The following is a 16,000-nucleotide window of genomic DNA, read 5'->3' as shown; positions in this document are numbered from 1 at the left end:
CCCGGGCGACTGGCGTGCCCGGACCGTGCGGGGGTTCAATGGCTCACCATTCGGCCAGGGAGCCGTCGCCCCGCCGCCACACCGGGTTGCGCCAGCGATGGCCGGTCTCGGCGGCGCGTTCGACGGCCTTCTCGTCGACGTCGATGCCCAGTCCGGGCGCGGTGAGCAGGGCGACGTGGCCTTCCTCGTAGCGGAAGACGGACCGGTCGGTGAGGTAGTCCAACAGGTCCGACCCCGCGTTGTAGTGGATTCCGAGGCTCTGCTCCTGGATCAGCAGGTTGGGGGTGGCGAAGCCGACCTGGAGGCAGGCGGCCAGCGCGATGGGGCCGAGCGGGCAGTGCGGTGCCAGCGAGACGTCGTGGGCCTCCGCCATCGCCGCGATGCGCCGCACCTCCGAGATCCCGCCGGCGTGCGAGAGGTCGGGCTGGGCCACGGCGATTCCCTGCTGGAGCACCGGCTTGAAGTCCCAACGGGAGTAGAGCCGTTCTCCGGTGGCGATGGGGATGCTGGTGGAGCGCACGACCTCGCCGATGTGGGCGCTCATCTCGGGAACCACCGGTTCCTCGATGAAGAGCGGCAGGTACGGCTCCAGGAGGGGAAGCACCCGCCTCGCCATGGGGAGGGTGAGGCGGCCGTGGAAGTCCACGGCGATGTCGAAGCCGTCGCCGACCTCTGAACGGACGCTCTCCACCCGTTCGACGATGTCGCGGACGGCCTGTGGTGTGTCGATCAGTTCCAGCTGGGGCGAGGCATTCATCTTGATGGCTGTGAAGCCCTCGGCCTTGCGGGCGGCGGCCTGTTGCGCGACGTCGGCCGGGCGGTCTCCGCCGATCCAGCTGTAGACCCGTGCCCGGTCCCGGACGTTGCCGCCGAGCAATTGCCACACCGGCACGCCCAGCGCCTTGCCGGCGATGTCCCACAGGGCCTGGTCGATGCCCGCGACGGCGCTGGAGAGGACGGGGCCTCCTCGGTAGAAGCCGCCCTTGGTGAGGACCTGCCAGTGGTCCTCGATGCGCAGGGGGTCCTGCCCCACGAGGTAGTCGGAGAGTTCCTCGACGGCCGCGGCGACGGTGTGCGCGCGGCCCTCCACGACCGGTTCGCCCCAGCCCGTGATGCCCTCGTCCGTGTCCACCCGCAGGAAACACCAGCGGGGGGCGACCAGGTAGGTCCGCAGGGAGGTGATCTTCACTTGGACTCCTTCTTGACGGTCCAGCCGCCGTCCACGGTCAGGTTGGTGCCGGTGATGTACGAGGCGTCGTCGGACGCGAGGAAGGCGACGGCGGCCGCCACCTCCTCGGGGTTGCCCAGCCGGCCGAAGGCGGTGGCACGGGCCGACAGGAGGCGGTCCTCTTCGTCCACGTCCTGCCAGTTCTCGGTGAGGATGGGGCCGGGCAGTACGGAGTTGAACCGGACGTCGGGTCCGTACTCGACCGCGAGCTGGCGGACGAGTGCGCACATGCCCCCCTTCGCCGCGGCGTAGGCCGGATAGCCGGGCAGGCTGCACAGCGCGTGCACGCTGGACGTGGCGACGAAGGACCCGCGGGCGGCGCGCAGATCGTCGAGGAAGGTCCGTACGGCCAGGTAGGGCGCCTTGAGGTTGACGGCCATGTCGCGGTCCCAGTCGCTGCCGACGAGCTCGTGGGCGGCGGCATGGGTGTGGGTGAAGGCGTTGCTGTGCACGACGGAGGCCGGGCCGAACAGCAGATGGGTGCGGACTTTCAGGGTCCGCCAGTCCTGTTCGGAGGAAACGTCGCAGGGTACGAACTCGGCGCGTCCGCCGTCCTCGCGGATCTTCCGGGCGAGTGCGGTACCCGCCCGCTCGTCTATGTCGGCGAGGACGACTGAGGCGCCTTCGGCGGCCAGGCGTACGGCGCTTGCCGCGCCGATGCCGGACGATGCGCCGGTGACGACGGCGGTGCGCCCTGTGAATCGGTTCATGGGTGGTCTTTCGTGTGGTGTGGCGGGACGGAGCGGCGGGGAGGCCGCGCGGGTCAGCGGACGATGTCTTCGCCGTGGAGGAGGTCCAGTTCGGCGCGACGGGGAAGTCCCTCCCAGTCGCCGGGCGCGGCCACCGCGAAGGCCCCGCAGGTCGCGGCGAGCCGGAGCCGCCCGGGGAGCGGCGCGCCGTCGAGGTGTCCGGCGAGGTATCCGGCGACGAAGGCGTCGCCGGCCCCGATCGGGTCCACCGGGGTGACCGGCACGATGTCCTGGACCGCCTCGCCGTCGTGGGTGGCCGCGAGGGCTCCGCGGGCGCCGAGTTTCACGACGGCTTCGCGCGGCCCGCGGGTGATCAGGGCGCGGGCCATGGCGATGGGCTCCGCCTCGGGGACGATCAGGGTGGCCTCGTCGGGGCCGGCGAAGACGATGTCCGCGCGGGCCACGAGATCGGCCAGTTCGGCGGCGGCCTCCTGCCGGGTCCACAGCCGCGCGCGGTAGTTGAGATCCAGGCTGACGGTGACGCCCGCGGCGTGCGCGATGTCCACGGCGTGCCGAACGGCGGCCCGGGGTCCGGCGCCGAGGGCGGGGGTGATCCCGGTGATGTGCAGGATGCGGGCGGCGCCGACGCGTTCGGGGTCGATGTCCTGCGGTGCGAGGCGCGAGCCTGCGAGACCGTGACGGTAGTAGGCCACGCGTGTGTGGTCAGGGGTGCGGCGTTCGCGCAGCATGAGTCCGGTCGGCGCGGTGTCGTCGACGCGCGCGCGGGTGACGTCCACGCCCTCACCGCGCAGCCCGTCGAGGATCATCCTTCCCGCGCTGTCGGCCCCGACCCGTCCGGTCCAGGAAGCCCGGTGGCCCAGTCGGCTGACGCCGATCGCGACCGTGGCCTCCGCACCCGCGAATCCCAGGCGGAGCGAGGTCCCGGTGGCGAGCGGGCCGGGCCGGTCGGTGGCCAGGACGGCCATGACTTCCCCGAGGGTGACGAGGGCGCTCATGAGCGGATGCCGTCCAGCAGGGTGGTGCCGCGTTCCCGGAGGGCGTCCAGGTCTCCGCCCTCACAGGCGTCCCCGATCAGCGGAGAGCCCATGCCGAGGGCGGTCGCCCCGGCGGCGAGGTAGGCGGGGGCCTGGTCGAGGCCGATTCCTCCGGTGGGAACGAGGGGGACGTGCGGCAGGGGTGCCCGGACGGCCCGCAGGTAGTCAGGGCCGCCGGCCGAGGCGGGGAAGAGCTTGACCATGGTGGCTCCCGCATGCCACGTCGCCACGATCTCGCTCGGTGTCAGCGCCCCGGGGATCACCGGAACGCCCAGGCGGCGGGCCTCTCGGATGACGTCCAGGCAGGTGGCCGGGGTGATGAGGTAGGTGGCACCGGCCTCCACGGCGCGCATGGCGTCGGCCGGTGTCAAGACGGTTCCCGCTCCGAGGGCGGTACCGGCCGGCTTGGACTCGGCGTATTCGCGCAGCGCGTGCAGGACGCCGGGTGTGGTCAGGGTGAACTCCATGGCCCGGATGCCCGTTTCGTGGAGGGCATCGGCGGTGGCGGCGAAGTGGCGGGGCGATCCTGAGCGCAGGATGGCTATCACGGGGGCCACGGCGAGTGCGTGCGTCAGGTCGGTCGTCATACGGAACCTCGGTGTTCGTGAGGGCTGGTGGGGTACGAGGAGGCGCGCGCCGGGTCGTCGGCGAACGGCGGGACCGGCATGCCCCGGGTGCCGGGTCGGCAGACGAAGATCCGGCCGGCGTCGGGCTCGGCCGCGAGCTGTCGGGCCGTCAGCCCATCGGCGGCAGTGGTGATCATGAGCAGGTCGAGGCCGGGGCCGGCGAAGGCGCAGCTGGACACCTGGGAGGCGGGCACGGTCACGACGGCGTGCAGTTCGCCGTCCGCGGTGTAGGCCCTGACCTGCCCGGCCCCCCACACCGCGACCCAGACCCGCCCTTCGGCGTCGACCGCCAGGCCGTCGGGCAGGCCCGCGGGTCCGGTGTCGGCGAAGGGACGGCGGTTGGAAAGGGCCCCGGTCGCGGCGTCGTAGTCGAAGACGTCGACGCGGCGCGTCGGGCTGTCCGCGTAGTACAACTGCCGGCCGTCGGGGCTCCAGCCGAGGCCGTTGGATATCGAGACCTGCCCCAGCAGAGTCGTCACCGTGCCGTCGGGGTCGAGGCGGTACAGGGCGCCCGCCTCGGCGGTCGTGTCGTACGCCATGGTCCCGGCCAGCAACCGGCCCCGGGGATCGCATTTGGCGTCGTTCATCCGCCTCGGCGTCCCGTCGTCAGGCACGGCGGGGGCCACGAACTCCGACACCGCTCCGGCCTCGTCGATCCGCAGGAAGGTGGTTCCTGCGGCCGCGATGAGCCCGCCGGATGCGCAGGGCGCGACGGCTCCCACGGGTCGGTCGAGACCCACGGTGGTCGTCAGACGCAGATCCGGGAGGCCGCTGTCGTCGTCGCGGTCCACCAGGTCGCCCCGGTGGACAAGTCCCGCGGTGATGTCCACCCACAGCAGGTCGCCGTGGGCGGCGTGCCAGACGGGTCCTTCGGTCAGCCGTCCCGGCCCGGGCGCGCAGGGCAGTGCGGTCAGGTGCATGTGTCGCTCCTCTCTCGGCGACGAAACTCTAAGAGTTCTTCTAACCCATGTAAATACTCATCTTCCAATGCATGGAATAAGCTCGGCGGGGAGACAGGGCCTTGGCATGACGGGAAGGAAGCGCGCTTCATGGCGAAACGCACCGCGCAGGACATCCGCAGACGCAACCGGTTCGACGCCTTGCGCTGCGTCTTCGCCGCCCCGGGCCCGGTGAGCCGACAGGAGATCGCCGCGGCGACGGGACTGTCCTTCGCGACCGCCGCCAATCTGGTGGCCGAGCTGCTGGAGGCGGGGGTTCTCCGCGAGGCCGGCCGCGAGGACTCCCAGGGAGGACGCCCGCGGGCCCGCCTGGCGGTCAACCCGGACCGAGGAGCTCTGATCGGGATCGACGTGGCGGAAACGTCCGTCGAGGTCGAACTGTTCGATCTGGCGCTGACCGTGCTGAGCAGCGTGCGGCTGCCGTTGCCGCAGGCGGATGTCCGGCCGGACCACGTCATCGACACCATCGTGGCCGGGGTGGAGGGGCTCCTGGGCGCAGCGGACGCACCCCCGCGCATCCTCGGCGCGGGGATCAGCATTCCCGGCTTCGTGGAACGCGAGGGCGGCGTGTCCGTCTTCTCGCCCTACTGGTCCTGGCGGGATGTACCCCTGCGCTCCCTTCTCGCCGAGCGCCTGGCGATGCCCCTCTACCTGGACAACCCGCTCAAGGCCGCCACCGTCGCCGAGATGTGGTTCGGCGCCGGACGCGAGGTCGACGACCTCGTCGTACTGACCCTCCGGGCCGGCGTCGGGGCAGGCATCGCGGTCGACGGGGCGCTCTACCGGGGCGCCACCAACAGCGCCGGCGAATGGGGACACACGTGCCTGGTCCGCGGCGGCCGGGAATGCAGGTGCGGCAGGCAGGGCTGCGTCGAGGCCTACGTCAGCACCCGGGGCATCGCCGACACCGTGCGGGAACTGGACGCGGACAGCCCGTTCCTGGACGCCGACGAGGACGCCGTGGTCACCAAGGTCGCCAACGCCATGGCGGAGGGCGACGCAGTGGCGGCTGAGACGGTTGCACGAACCGCCCGCCATCTGGGCGAGGCAGCGGCCGATCTGCTCAACCTGTTCAATCCCCAGACCCTGGTACTGGGCGGCTGGGTGGCCGATCGGCTCGGCGATCCGCTCCTGCGGCAGACCCGCGACGTCATCGCGGCGCACGCGCTGCAGGCGACGCTCCAGACGCTCACCTTCCAGCGCAGCACCGTGCCGGACAACCCGGTGACGCTCGGAGCCGCCACCTTCGCCCTCGAGGGCTTTCTCGACGACCGCGAGACCTTCGGCACCGTGGCCGCGGGGCGCCGTGCCGCCAAGGCGGCGAGAGCCCGGACGTCCTGAGAGCGGCCCGTCAACCGGCCGGCGGCGCCGTGCTCTCGCGCACCACCAGAACGGGTGCCACCGATGCCTGGCGCGGGCGGTCCGTCCCACCGGCGATCTGCTCCAGGAGCAGAGTGACGCAGTGGCGGCCCACCGCGTCGAAGTCCTGCCGGACGGTGGTGAGGGGGGCGGGGAAGAACGGGGCCTCGGGAACGTCGTCGAATCCGGTCACGCTCACGTCCTGCGGCACGCTCCGCCCCACCTCCTGCAGGGCGCGCATGACGCCGAGGGCCATCTGGTCGTTGGCGGCGAAGATCGCGGTCACTTCCGGGCGGCCGGCCAGTTCACGCCCCGCGCGATACCCGGAGGCCGCGGTCCAGTCACCGTAGAGCAGCGGCGGTACGGCAGCGCCCGCATCCTTGAGCGAACGGTGCCACGCCTCGGCCCGGCGGCGCGCCGCGTAGGAGTCGCGGGGCCCCGCGACGTGCCAGACCGTACGGTGGCCGAGGCCCAGCAGGTGCGCCACGACGCTGCGGGTGCCTTCGGCCTGGTCGATGTCGACGTTGGCGTAGCGGTGGCCCGTGTCTCCGTCGGCGAAGACCACGGGGACACCGGACGGCAGCCGGAGCTCGGGGGTGTCCAGTATCTGCGACTCGATGAGGATGATGCCGTCCACGGACTGGACCATCAGCTGCTGGAACGCCTGACGTACGGCGGCTCCGGTCTGGGCCCGGGCCCCCATGAAGTTCACGGAGAGGTCCGCCTCGCGGGCGGCGTCGGAGATGGCCGCGAAGGTGCTGGCATTGCCGTAGGCGCTGATGTCGAAACTGATGACCCCCAGCGTGCCGAACCGACCGGTGACCAGCGCCCGGGCCGCCGTGTTGGGCCGGTACCCGAGCATCTTCATCGCCGCCAGCACCCGCTCCCGGGTGGACGCATCGACATTGTCCCGGTTGTTGGCCACGCGGGAGACCGTCTGCGCCGAGACCCCCGCCATCGCAGCGACATCGGCCATCGAAGGCGACTGGCGGCGCGGACGCGACCGCGGCGTCCTGGAGCCGACCTCTCGCGACATGTGAACCCGGCCTCCTGCCCCCTGCTCCGTATGAGCGCGCGGTGCACTCCGTACGGATGCTACCGCTGCGCACGCACTGGGCGGCTCCCTCACGCTACTCGCCGGTTCTCTTGACACCTCCACCCACCGCTTCGACACTCCCCGCAACACGATGTTAACGCAAACATTCGCCGGGATGCCTCGCAGCCAAGCTGCCCCTGCGGCTCAGCCGGGCGTCCTTCCCCGCGTACCGCTCCCGACAGGAGACCAGCTGTGCTCGAACCCAGAACCAGGCCCCGGGACTTGGCCCGCCGCCACATGCGCACCGCCCCAGCGCTCTCGCTCGCGGCCGTCGCCGCGCTCCTGGTCGGTGGTGCGGCGTCACCGTCGGCCTCAGCCGGCCCCGTCCGGGCCGCCGCAGTCCCCGTCCGGCTCGATCCCGGTTACCAGCAGGCGCCGTTCGAGGGATGGGGCACCGCACTCGCCTGGTTCGCCAACGTCACGGGCGGCTGGCCCGACGCCCAGCGCAACCGGCTCGCCGACGCCCTCTTCGGCGCCGACGGACTCGGCCTCACCATCGCCCGCTACAACATCGGCGGTGGCGACAGTCCGACCACCGAGCCCTACATGCGCGCCGGCGCGGCCGTACCCGGCCACTGGAAACAGCCCGACCCCGACACACCCGACGGCTGGGACCCCGACAACCCCGATCACTGGGACCCCTACGCCGACGGCAACCAGCGCTGGTGGCTCAAGGCGGCCAGGACCCGGGGGGCCGACACCTTCGAGGCCTTCTCGAACTCCCCGCCGTACTTCATGACCCGCAGCGGACTCGTCTCAGGTGCGGTCGACCCCTGGCAGGACAATCTCCGCCCCGACCAGTACGAGCGCTTCGCCGCCTATCTGGCCGGAGCCCTGCAGCGCGTACAGAACAGCACGGGCGTCACCTTCGCGTCCGTCTCGCCCGTCAACGAGCCGGGCACCGCCTACTGGCGCGCAGGCGGACTCCAGGAAGGCTCGCACTGGGCCCCCGACTCCCAGGCCCGCGTGATCACGGCGCTGCGCGCCGAGCTGGACCGCAGCGGTCTGCGCACCGCTGTCGCAGCGATGGACGAGACCGACCCGGACATGTTCCGCGCCAACTGGGACAGTTACGGCAGCACGGTCCGCTCCGCCATCGGCCGGCTCAACACCCACACCTACGGCACGAGTGGGCGCAGCGGGGCACGGGACATCGCCAAGGGTTCGCACACACCGCTGTGGATGTCGGAGGTGGACCTCGGGGGCAGGGTCCCGCAGAACTTCACCGACATGAGCCCGGCCCTCGACCTCGCCGAACGCATCTCCGACGACCTCACCCGGCTCGAACCGCGGGCCTGGGTGCTGTGGCAGGCCGTGGAGGACTACGAGAACATGACCCCGGCCCACGAGAACTCCAACTGGGGTCTCATCCAGACCGACTTCACTCCGGCCAACGCCGCCGAGGAGCCACTGCGCAAGAACAAGAAGTACTGGGCGATGGCCCAGTACAGCCGGTTCATCCGGCCCGGCGCCCGCCTCATCGGCACGGACAGCAGCCACACCCTGGCTGCGTTGCGCCCCGGGGGGCAGGGGGCGGTCGTGGTCCACACCAACCCCACGGGTTCGGCCCGGACGATCGCGCTGGACCTCACCGGCTTCCGTGATGTCTCTTCCGCACCGGTGCAGCGCTACACCACGGACGCGACCCGCAACGTCCGCAGGGAGGCCGATGTCTCCATCACCGGCAAACACCTGACCGTGACCCTCGACCCCCGCTCGGTCACAACCCTCGTCATACCGGGTGCCTCCGGCGTCGACCCCGAGAGGACGACACCCGCCGCCGGTCCCCGGCTCCTCGTCAACGATCACAGCGGCCTTGCCCTCACCGCCGCCCCGCCGGGAGCCGGCAGTGCGCTCGTCCAGAACCGCCCGGACCCGTTCGAGCCCGCACAGCAGTGGACCCTCACCAGGTCGGTGCCCGGCGACTGGAGCAGCACGGCCTCCTACCGCGTGACGAACGCGGGCAGTGGGCGGGCCCTGGCCGTCGCCGACGGCGTACTCACCCTGAGCCCCCCGGGGCCGTCCGCTCAGCAGCAGTGGATGCTGTCCACCTCCGGAGACGGACACCACACCCTGGTCAACAGCGCGACCGGCACTCTCCTCGACGTCACCGGCGCCTCCACCGCGACCGGCGCCCCGGTCGGCGCCTACCGGCCCAACACCGGGCGGAACCAGTCCTGGACCTTCCGCGGGAACCCGTCGGGCAGGTAGCACCGATGGCCGAGACGCTCGCTCCGGCAGCGGGTCCCGCGCCGCCAGCAGCGTGCCCGTCCGGAGGGAAGCGTTGCCCGGCATTAACGCGTCGGCCGCCTTGGTTGCGTAAACATGCGGTGTTCCGCCGCCCCGAGCGGCCACACCATCGGAAGGACAACCCACGTGAAACGCAGGTCTCTGTTCAGCGCGGCAGCCGGCGCCGCAGCCCTCGGCACCGTGACCTCGTCGCCGGCCTCGGCGCAGCCCTCCGGCCACTCCCCCACCGCACCGCTGTGCACGTTCAACGTCATCAGCGACATCCAGGGCGACCTGCACGACTTCGCCGTCGCCCTCCGGGACATCCGGGCCACCGCCCCGCACGGCGCGGGGCTCGCGGTCGCCGGTGACATCACTCCGCGCGGCTACGATTTCGAGTACGCGGCGGTCCGGCAGGTACTGGAGCGCGGCCCGCGTCCGCGTGAAGTCGCGTGGGCCATCGGGAACCACGAGTTCTACGTCCCCAAGTACGCCGATCCGCAGACGCTCTCTCTGGCCACGTGGCCCAACGGCGCCACGGAGGACTCCCTGTTCCGCAGCTTCCACCGGTTCGCCGGGCGGGGCACGGTGTACGCCGAGACCACCTTCGGCGGCATACCCGTCCTCACCATCGGCACGGAACGGTACGTGCACTACCACGATCCGCAGCTCTGGGACGAAGTGTGGTTGAGCGAAGGTCAGTTGCGGTGGCTGGAACAGCGCCTGCGCCACTGGTCCAAGCGCCGCAGGCCGGTCATGGTGATCACTCACCACCCGCTGCCGAACACGGTCTCCGGCACCCGGAACAAGCTCTACCTGAGTGACTACCTCCAGGCGGACGCGCTCCTCGGACTGTTGGGGCGCTACCGCGACGTGTTCCTCTTCAGCGGTCACACGCACTGGGACCTGGCCCTGTCCGACTGGTACGTGCGGCGCGTCGTACCCGGCACGGCGAACCTGGACGGGTTTTCGGTGATCAACACGGGGGCCGTGCAGACCGGCTTCGCCGACAACGGCCAGGGGGGCGAGAGCACGGTACCGGGCGTCTTCAACCAGGGCCTCCAGGTCGAGGTGCACCGCGACCGCGTGGTCATCAAAGCACGGGATTTCGCGGCCGGTTCATGGCTGAAGCAGATCTCGGTTCCGCTGGCGACCGCGATCTGACGCCTGCAGGAATGCCCCCGAAGGTGACGCTGCGGTCGAGAGTGATGCACGGAATGTCGAATTTGTTTACGAACCGTTGACACAGGGGGGCGGATGCACCAGCCTCTGCTCTAAATTGTTGGTTCACGCGCAGAAATGTTGGTTCCTGTGCACATGGGGAGCGGGACTCCCCTGTGTGCGGGGACCGGCGCGCGCGGTGACATCAAGGATCTGCATGCGAAGAATGAGATCCGTCCTCGTCGGCCTGAGCCTGCTCCTCCCCGTGCTGGGTGGAGCGCCGACGGCGCTGGCGGCGCCCGTCACCACCGAGCCCGGCACCCAGTTCCCCGACACCGGGGGGCAAGGGGTGCAGGCACACGGCGGCGGCGTGATCAAGGTCGACGACTACTACTACTGGTTCGGGGAGAATCGCGGCGACGACAACAAGTTCCGCTACATATCGACCTACCGCTCCAAAGACCTGAAGAACTGGGAGCCCCGCGGCCACGCCCTGACGCAGGAGGCCGACCCCGAGATCCGCTCCGCCGTGATCGAACGGCCCAAGGTCCTCTACAACGAGAAGACCGGACAGTTCGTCATGTGGATGCACAAGGAGGCCGACGACTCCTACGCCGAGGCCCGGGCCGCCGTAGCCGTCTCCTCCACCGTGGACGGCCCCTACACCTGGAAGGGGTCCTTCCGTCCGAAGGACGCCTCCGGCGCGGAGCACATGTCCCGCGACATCACCGTGTACGAGGACAAGGCGGCGGGCAAGGCCTACATGATCTCCGCGGCCAACAACAACGCGGACCTGCACATCTATGAACTCAGCGACGACTACACCCAGGTGAAAGACCTCGTGGCGAACCCCTGGCCGGGCCAGCACCGGGAATCGCCGGCCCTGTTCAAGCGGGGCGACGTCTACTTCATGCTCACCTCCGGGACCAGCTACTGGGACCCCAACCAGCAGAAGTACGCCACCGCCACCAGCCTGGCAGGACCCTGGTCATCCATGAAGGACGTCGGAAGCCACAACGGCCACCACTCCCAGACGGCGTTCGTGCTGCCCGTGGAAGGCAGTGACACCACCTCCTTCCTCTACATGGGAGACCGGTGGGCCGGCGCCTGGTCCGACCCCAAGCACGTCAACGACTCCACGTACGTATGGCTGCCGCTGGCGTTCCCCACGGCCACGACCATGATCCTTCCCTGGTACCCCCAGGTCTCCATCGACACCGCGACGGGCCGGGTGTCCGGCTCCGGGGGCGACCCCCAGACGATCACGGGCAAGGGGACCAGCGCCTGCGTGACCGTGCCGGGCAGTTCCTCCGACAACCAGGTGGCGGTGACTCAGGAGACCTGCGCGGCTGATGCACTGAACAGCCAGTGGCGGTTCACCGACAACAGCAACGGCTACGTGCGCGTCCTCGCCCAGCACAGCGGGAAGTGTCTGGACGTGGCGGACAAGTCCACCGCTGACGGCGCCGAGGTCAAGCAGTACGACTGCGGCTGGGGGGACAACCAGCGCTGGCGCTTCGAGACGCTCGCCGACGGGTACGTACGCATCGTCGCCAAGCACAGCAGCAAGTGCCTCGCCGTTCGCGGCGGATCCACTGCGGCCGGCGCCGGGATCGTCCAGTCCGCATGCGGCGATTCTCCCGGTCAGGCCTGGAAGGTCTCCGCCGCCGGCCCTGCTGACCCGACCGACCCCACCGACCCGCCGGCCCCCGGTACGGCCGAGCGGCAGCTCACCGCGACGGTCGGAGCCGGCGTACTGACCATGGCCACCACGGCGGACCCCGTCCGGCTGCCCCCGGTCGACTTCGGTACCGGCGGAACGGCGAACGGGCAGCTGGGCAGCGTCACCGTGAAGGACTTCCGCGGCGGCACAGCGGGCTGGTCGCTCACCGGCAAGGTCACCGACTTCGGCGGCCCGCGCGGGAAGATCGACGCCAACCGGCTCACCTGGACCCCTGTGTGCTCCACCCGGAGCGACAGTCCCAGCACGTGCGCGGCGGGCAGCCCCGGTGTCGTCGGCAAGGACGGCGCAACCCTGGCCTCCGCCGTCGCCGGTGATCTGACGGGCGGCGAGTTCGCAGCCGACGCCACCGTGTCCCTCGACATCCCGAAGTACACCCCCGTCGGCAGCTACGCCGGCGTACTCACCCTCACCCTCCTCTGACAGCGCCCGCGTGCCGGACTCCTGCGTCCGGCACGCGGCGCCCGGAAAGCCGACCAGCCATGCGCACCGCTTTCGTTGCCCTGCTCCTCCTTGCCCTGACGACTCTTTCCCCCGCACCGGCCGGGGCAGCGGACAACGGCGAATGGTCGGTCCGCCCCGCGGACTCCGCGATCACGCCGCGCGCAGCCTTCGAACTGCCGGCCCAGCCCGGCACGACGCTCACCGACCGCGCGGTCGTCACCAACACCACCGCCGCACCCCTGACGTTCCGCCTCTACGTCGCCGACGCCCACAACACCGAACGCGACGGCGGCCTGGGCGTACGCGGCATCGAGGAAACCCAGCGGGACGTGGGAGCCTGGGGAAAGCCGGAGCAGGACACCATCACCGTGCCGGCCCGCTCAGCGGTTACGGTCGGAATCTCCCTCACCGTTCCCCACGACGCCTCGCCCGGCGACCACGTGGGCGCCCTCGTCGCGGTCGACACCCGCGTCCGGCCTGCCGACGGCTCCCATCTGGGCGTACAGCGCGGTGTCGGCGCCAGGATCTATCTGCGCGTCGACGGACCGCAGCAACCCGCCCTGATCGTCGAGGACGTGCGGTTCACGGCACGGAGCCCGCAGATACCGTGGACCGGCACCAGCGAGTCGACCGTCGCCTACACCCTGCACAACACGGGAAACACGAAACTCGCGCCCGGGGTCTCCCTCCGCGTCGGCGGCGCGGTTCTGGGAGGGCCCGGCGAACGGCGGCTCGCCAACGTACCGGCCGAGCTGCTCCCTGGGCAGAAGGTCCGACTCACCGAGACCTGGGCGGGAGCCCCCTTCGCCGGCTGGGGGCAGATCACCGTCACGGCGAGCGCGGCCGACGTCCGCGGTTCGGGAACCGACGGCTTCCTGCGGATCCCATGGCTCATCGCGGCATGCCTGGCGCTGCCGGCGGCCGCCTGGTGGCTCCTCCGGCGGCGCAGGGCCGCCCGCGCGGCGCGGGCTGCCGCCCGCGACTGACGCCCGCGCGATCGAGCCGACATTTGGCCGAAGCCCGTTCCGTGCGCGTTCCATTCACTGCAGATCTGCACAGGTCAGAGGCGCGCGCGGCGGCGGGGGCGGAACGGACCCCGCTTGACACCGGCCTCCCGGCCCCCCAGTCTCATCCCGATCCAACGTTTGATTTTGTTCCGATGCGTTGAAACGTGGTTGATTTTGGGGAGGAAGATCATGGACAAGGTGTTGTCCCGCACCATCGCATACGTGACGGCCGCACTCGGCCTCACGCTGACCCTCGCCGGCCCCTCGGCAGCGGCTCCTGGCATGCCTACGCCCGCCGCGACGGCGGACGGCACGCTGGTGAGCAGGACCGGCACGTCCATCACGGTCACCGCCGCCGTGGGACTGAGCAACACCATCTCCGTTTGGCAGGCCGGCGACACCATCCGGGTGAGGGACACCGGCGACACCGTGGCCGCCCTGGGCGGCTGCACTGCGGTCAGCACCCATGAGGCCGTGTGCCCGGGGGCGGGCACCCTCACCGAGCTCGTCGTCCATGCCGGTGACCAGGCGGACGATGTGACGTCGTTCCTGGAGAGCCTGGGGGTGACCCTGGTCGGCGGCTCGGGGGACGACAGCCTCCACGGCGGCAGCGCCAACGACACCCTGGAGGGAGACGAAGGCGCCGACTTCCTCTCCGGAGGAGGGGGCAACGACACGCTCACCGGTTCCAGCGGCGCCGACCGGCTCTTCGGCGGGCCCGGCAACGACTCGATCGAGGGCCGCAGTGGCTCCGACCTCATCAACGCGGGCGGGGGGAACGACGTGGTGAGCGGAGGCAACGGCAATGACCGCGTGATCGCGGGAAGCGGCAACGACTTCGTCGACGGCGGTCCGGGCCGAGACGACCTCGACGCCGTCGACGAGGTCGGCGGCAACGACTACGTGCGTGGGGGCGACCAGAACGACGCCTGCCGCGCCGACCTCGGCGACAGCGTCACCGAATGCCCGTGACGGGCGCGAGGGAGCCGGGGCGACCGCACGAAAGCCTGCCCCCGATGTACATGCCGACGATGCACGCCTACTGACGACGAGGGAGACACACGAACATGGCAGTGCGACACATATCCGCGTCACTCGCCGCGGCAGCACTCCTGTGCGCCGCGTCGGCCGGCACCGCCGCCTCGGCGGCACCCCTCACCTCCGAGTCTCGCGACCACGCGGGCGCCACGGTGGTCGAGATGTCGGCAGGCACCCTGCTCGTCACCGCCGGTCAGGGGGTGGACAACGACATCACCGTCCGCCGCCAGGGCGACATCGTCCTCGTGTCGGACACCGCCGCCGAGGTACGCGCCTCGGCGCCCTGCAAGCCCCGCGCACACGACACCGTGGCGTGCCCGCTCCCGACGGACGTGCAGGCCCGCGGGCAGGACGGTGACGACACCATCTCGCTCTCCCCGAACCTCGACGCCCCGGCAACCCTGTACGGAGGCAGCGGAAAGGACCGGCTCAACGGCGGCCCTCACGCCGACCGGATCGTCGGCGACGAACCGGCCGGAGCCACCGGTCTCACCGCAGCGACCCCCGGCAACGACACCATCAACGGCGGCCCGGGCAACGACACCATCTTCGGCCTCGGCGGAAACGACACCATCAACGGCGGGCCCGGAAACGACACCCTCAACGGGAACGAGGGCAACGACACCCTCAACGGCGACGCCGGAAACGACACCCTGACCGGGGAGGGCGGAAACGACACCCTCAGCGGCGGCGAGGGCAGCGACACCCTTGCCGCCGTCGACGGCGTCAACGCCAACGACAGCCTCGACGGCGGGCCGGCGTTCGACTCCTGCACCCGCGACACCGGCGACGCGATGGTCAACTGCCCCTGATGCAAGGGCCTGTGTGCGGGCCCCGCCCTCGCATCACTCAGGGATGGACCTGGAGAGCCGTGTCGCCGATCACGAAGTACGTCGGGGCGGCCAGATCGTCCCTGGCGGCGAACGTCAAGGTCCCGAACGGTCCGGCAGAAGAATCGAGTTCTACGGCCCTGCCCGAGGACCGGCTCGGACCGCAGGCGCATGGAACGGGCGCCGCGGGACACACGCATGCCAACGGGCCTGAGTGCAGGCACAGTCGGGCCGTCCGTGACCACGCACACCTGGGAAGTGAGACGTCATGCCGCTGACATTCCGCAAGAGCTTCAGGATCCTGCCCGGTGTCCGGCTCAACATCAATCGCAAGTCGTGGTCGATCACCACCGGCGGCGGCAAGTACGGCCCCCGCCGTACCCACAGCAGCACCGGACGCCGGACCACATCGGTGGACCTCCCCGGCCCGTTCGGCTGGCGCAAGAGCCGGGGCTGACCCGCGAGGGTGCGCGGCGCATCCACGAGCCCCCGGTCGCACGGCCGGGGGCTCACCGCTTGATGTGCACCGCCCGTGGGA

At 70.9% G+C, this 16,000-nt stretch carries 13 protein-coding genes and 2 pseudogenes; 9 read left to right on the top strand and 6 right to left on the bottom strand.

The window, feature by feature from the left end:
- Positions 1-43: 43 nt before the first annotated feature.
- The 5 genes from dgoD to E6U81_RS18315 are packed head-to-tail and all read right to left on the bottom strand — an operon-like array spanning position 44 to position 4,518.
- Positions 44-1,189 carry a galactonate dehydratase gene (dgoD, locus tag E6U81_RS18335; RefSeq protein WP_136231159.1) on the bottom strand — a complete coding sequence of 382 codons (1,146 nt, stop codon included), beginning with the start codon at positions 1,187-1,189 and terminating at the stop codon, positions 44-46.
- On the bottom strand, positions 1,186-1,938 hold the full coding sequence (locus E6U81_RS18330) for an SDR family oxidoreductase (RefSeq protein WP_136231158.1): 753 nt from the start codon (positions 1,936-1,938) through the stop codon (positions 1,186-1,188). Before E6U81_RS18330 ends, dgoD begins: the two co-directional genes overlap by 4 nt.
- A gap of 53 nt (positions 1,939-1,991) precedes the next feature.
- Positions 1,992-2,933, bottom strand: a complete 942-nt coding sequence (locus tag E6U81_RS18325; protein ID WP_136231157.1) for a sugar kinase — start codon at positions 2,931-2,933, stop codon at positions 1,992-1,994.
- Positions 2,930-3,559, bottom strand: coding sequence for a bifunctional 4-hydroxy-2-oxoglutarate aldolase/2-dehydro-3-deoxy-phosphogluconate aldolase (locus E6U81_RS18320; protein ID WP_136231156.1), 630 nt, complete (start codon positions 3,557-3,559; stop codon positions 2,930-2,932). Before E6U81_RS18320 ends, E6U81_RS18325 begins: the two co-directional genes overlap by 4 nt.
- Positions 3,556-4,518: an SMP-30/gluconolactonase/LRE family protein gene (locus tag E6U81_RS18315; protein ID WP_136231155.1), complete on the bottom strand. Its 963-nt coding sequence runs from the start codon at positions 4,516-4,518 to the stop codon at positions 3,556-3,558. Before E6U81_RS18315 ends, E6U81_RS18320 begins: the two co-directional genes overlap by 4 nt.
- A 129-nt stretch (positions 4,519-4,647) precedes the next feature.
- Between E6U81_RS18315 and E6U81_RS18310 the strand changes: the two genes are divergently transcribed.
- The gene (locus E6U81_RS18310) at positions 4,648-5,898 is read left to right on the top strand and encodes an ROK family transcriptional regulator (protein WP_136231154.1); all 1,251 of its coding nucleotides are present in this window, start codon (positions 4,648-4,650) and stop codon (positions 5,896-5,898) included.
- A 10-nt stretch (positions 5,899-5,908) separates the two neighbouring features.
- On the opposite strand, the gene E6U81_RS18305 is transcribed toward E6U81_RS18310, so the two are convergent.
- On the bottom strand, positions 5,909-6,892 hold the full coding sequence (locus tag E6U81_RS18305) for a LacI family DNA-binding transcriptional regulator (RefSeq protein ID WP_136231153.1): 984 nt from the start codon (positions 6,890-6,892) through the stop codon (positions 5,909-5,911).
- A 312-nt stretch (positions 6,893-7,204) separates the two neighbouring features.
- Here E6U81_RS18305 and E6U81_RS18300 point away from each other — a divergent pair, with 312 nt between their 5' ends.
- From E6U81_RS18300 to E6U81_RS18270, 8 genes and pseudogenes are all read left to right on the top strand, one after another.
- Positions 7,205-9,223, top strand: coding sequence for a glycoside hydrolase (locus E6U81_RS18300; RefSeq protein WP_240803887.1), 2,019 nt, complete (start codon positions 7,205-7,207; stop codon positions 9,221-9,223).
- A 165-nt stretch (positions 9,224-9,388) separates the two neighbouring features.
- A complete protein-coding gene (locus tag E6U81_RS18295; RefSeq protein ID WP_136231151.1) occupies positions 9,389-10,405 on the top strand; it encodes a DUF4073 domain-containing protein in 1,017 nt (338 codons plus the stop codon).
- 214 nt (positions 10,406-10,619) lie between these two features.
- Positions 10,620-12,074 (top strand): annotated as a pseudogene (locus E6U81_RS18290) (RICIN domain-containing protein); the annotation flags it as partial.
- A gap of 45 nt (positions 12,075-12,119) precedes the next feature.
- Positions 12,120-12,566: pseudogene (locus E6U81_RS41935) on the top strand (beta-xylosidase); the annotation flags it as partial.
- A gap of 59 nt (positions 12,567-12,625) precedes the next feature.
- Entirely contained in the window at positions 12,626-13,573 is a 948-nt protein-coding gene (locus tag E6U81_RS18285; protein WP_136231149.1) for a DUF916 domain-containing protein, read from the top strand.
- Between the two features lie 210 nt (positions 13,574-13,783).
- Positions 13,784-14,566, top strand: coding sequence for a calcium-binding protein (locus E6U81_RS18280; protein WP_136231148.1), 783 nt, complete (start codon positions 13,784-13,786; stop codon positions 14,564-14,566).
- A 95-nt stretch (positions 14,567-14,661) separates the two neighbouring features.
- On the top strand, positions 14,662-15,444 hold the full coding sequence (locus E6U81_RS41735) for a calcium-binding protein (RefSeq protein WP_276615812.1): 783 nt from the start codon (positions 14,662-14,664) through the stop codon (positions 15,442-15,444).
- A 286-nt stretch (positions 15,445-15,730) separates the two neighbouring features.
- Complete coding sequence (locus tag E6U81_RS18270; protein ID WP_030821624.1) at positions 15,731-15,919, top strand: DUF4236 domain-containing protein; 189 nt, start codon at positions 15,731-15,733, stop codon at positions 15,917-15,919.
- Positions 15,920-16,000: the final 81 nt, after the last annotated feature.

The organism is Streptomyces sp. A0592 (assembly GCF_004795115.1).
Lineage (GTDB): Bacteria > Actinomycetota > Actinomycetes > Streptomycetales > Streptomycetaceae > Streptomyces > Streptomyces erythrochromogenes.
Note: the sequence above shows the minus strand (reverse complement) of the source record. Positions and strands in the feature narration are given on the sequence as shown.

What these genes read in the sequence shown, in the direction of transcription:
- E6U81_RS18330 (WP_136231158.1), bottom strand. Translation starts at nt 1,938, where the DNA reads ATGAACCGATTCACAGGGCGCACCGCCGTCGTCACCGGCGCATCGTCC.
- E6U81_RS18325 (WP_136231157.1), bottom strand. Translation starts at nt 2,933, where the DNA reads ATGAGCGCCCTCGTCACCCTCGGGGAAGTCATGGCCGTCCTGGCCACC.
- E6U81_RS18320 (WP_136231156.1), bottom strand. Translation starts at nt 3,559, where the DNA reads ATGACGACCGACCTGACGCACGCACTCGCCGTGGCCCCCGTGATAGCC.
- E6U81_RS18315 (WP_136231155.1), bottom strand. Translation starts at nt 4,518, where the DNA reads ATGCACCTGACCGCACTGCCCTGCGCGCCCGGGCCGGGACGGCTGACC.
- E6U81_RS18310 (WP_136231154.1), top strand. Translation starts at nt 4,648, where the DNA reads ATGGCGAAACGCACCGCGCAGGACATCCGCAGACGCAACCGGTTCGAC.
- E6U81_RS18305 (WP_136231153.1), bottom strand. Translation starts at nt 6,892, where the DNA reads ATGGCCGATGTCGCTGCGATGGCGGGGGTCTCGGCGCAGACGGTCTCC.
- E6U81_RS18285 (WP_136231149.1), top strand. Translation starts at nt 12,626, where the DNA reads ATGCGCACCGCTTTCGTTGCCCTGCTCCTCCTTGCCCTGACGACTCTT.
- E6U81_RS18280 (WP_136231148.1), top strand. Translation starts at nt 13,784, where the DNA reads ATGGACAAGGTGTTGTCCCGCACCATCGCATACGTGACGGCCGCACTC.
- E6U81_RS41735 (WP_276615812.1), top strand. Translation starts at nt 14,662, where the DNA reads ATGGCAGTGCGACACATATCCGCGTCACTCGCCGCGGCAGCACTCCTG.
- E6U81_RS18270 (WP_030821624.1), top strand. Translation starts at nt 15,731, where the DNA reads ATGCCGCTGACATTCCGCAAGAGCTTCAGGATCCTGCCCGGTGTCCGG.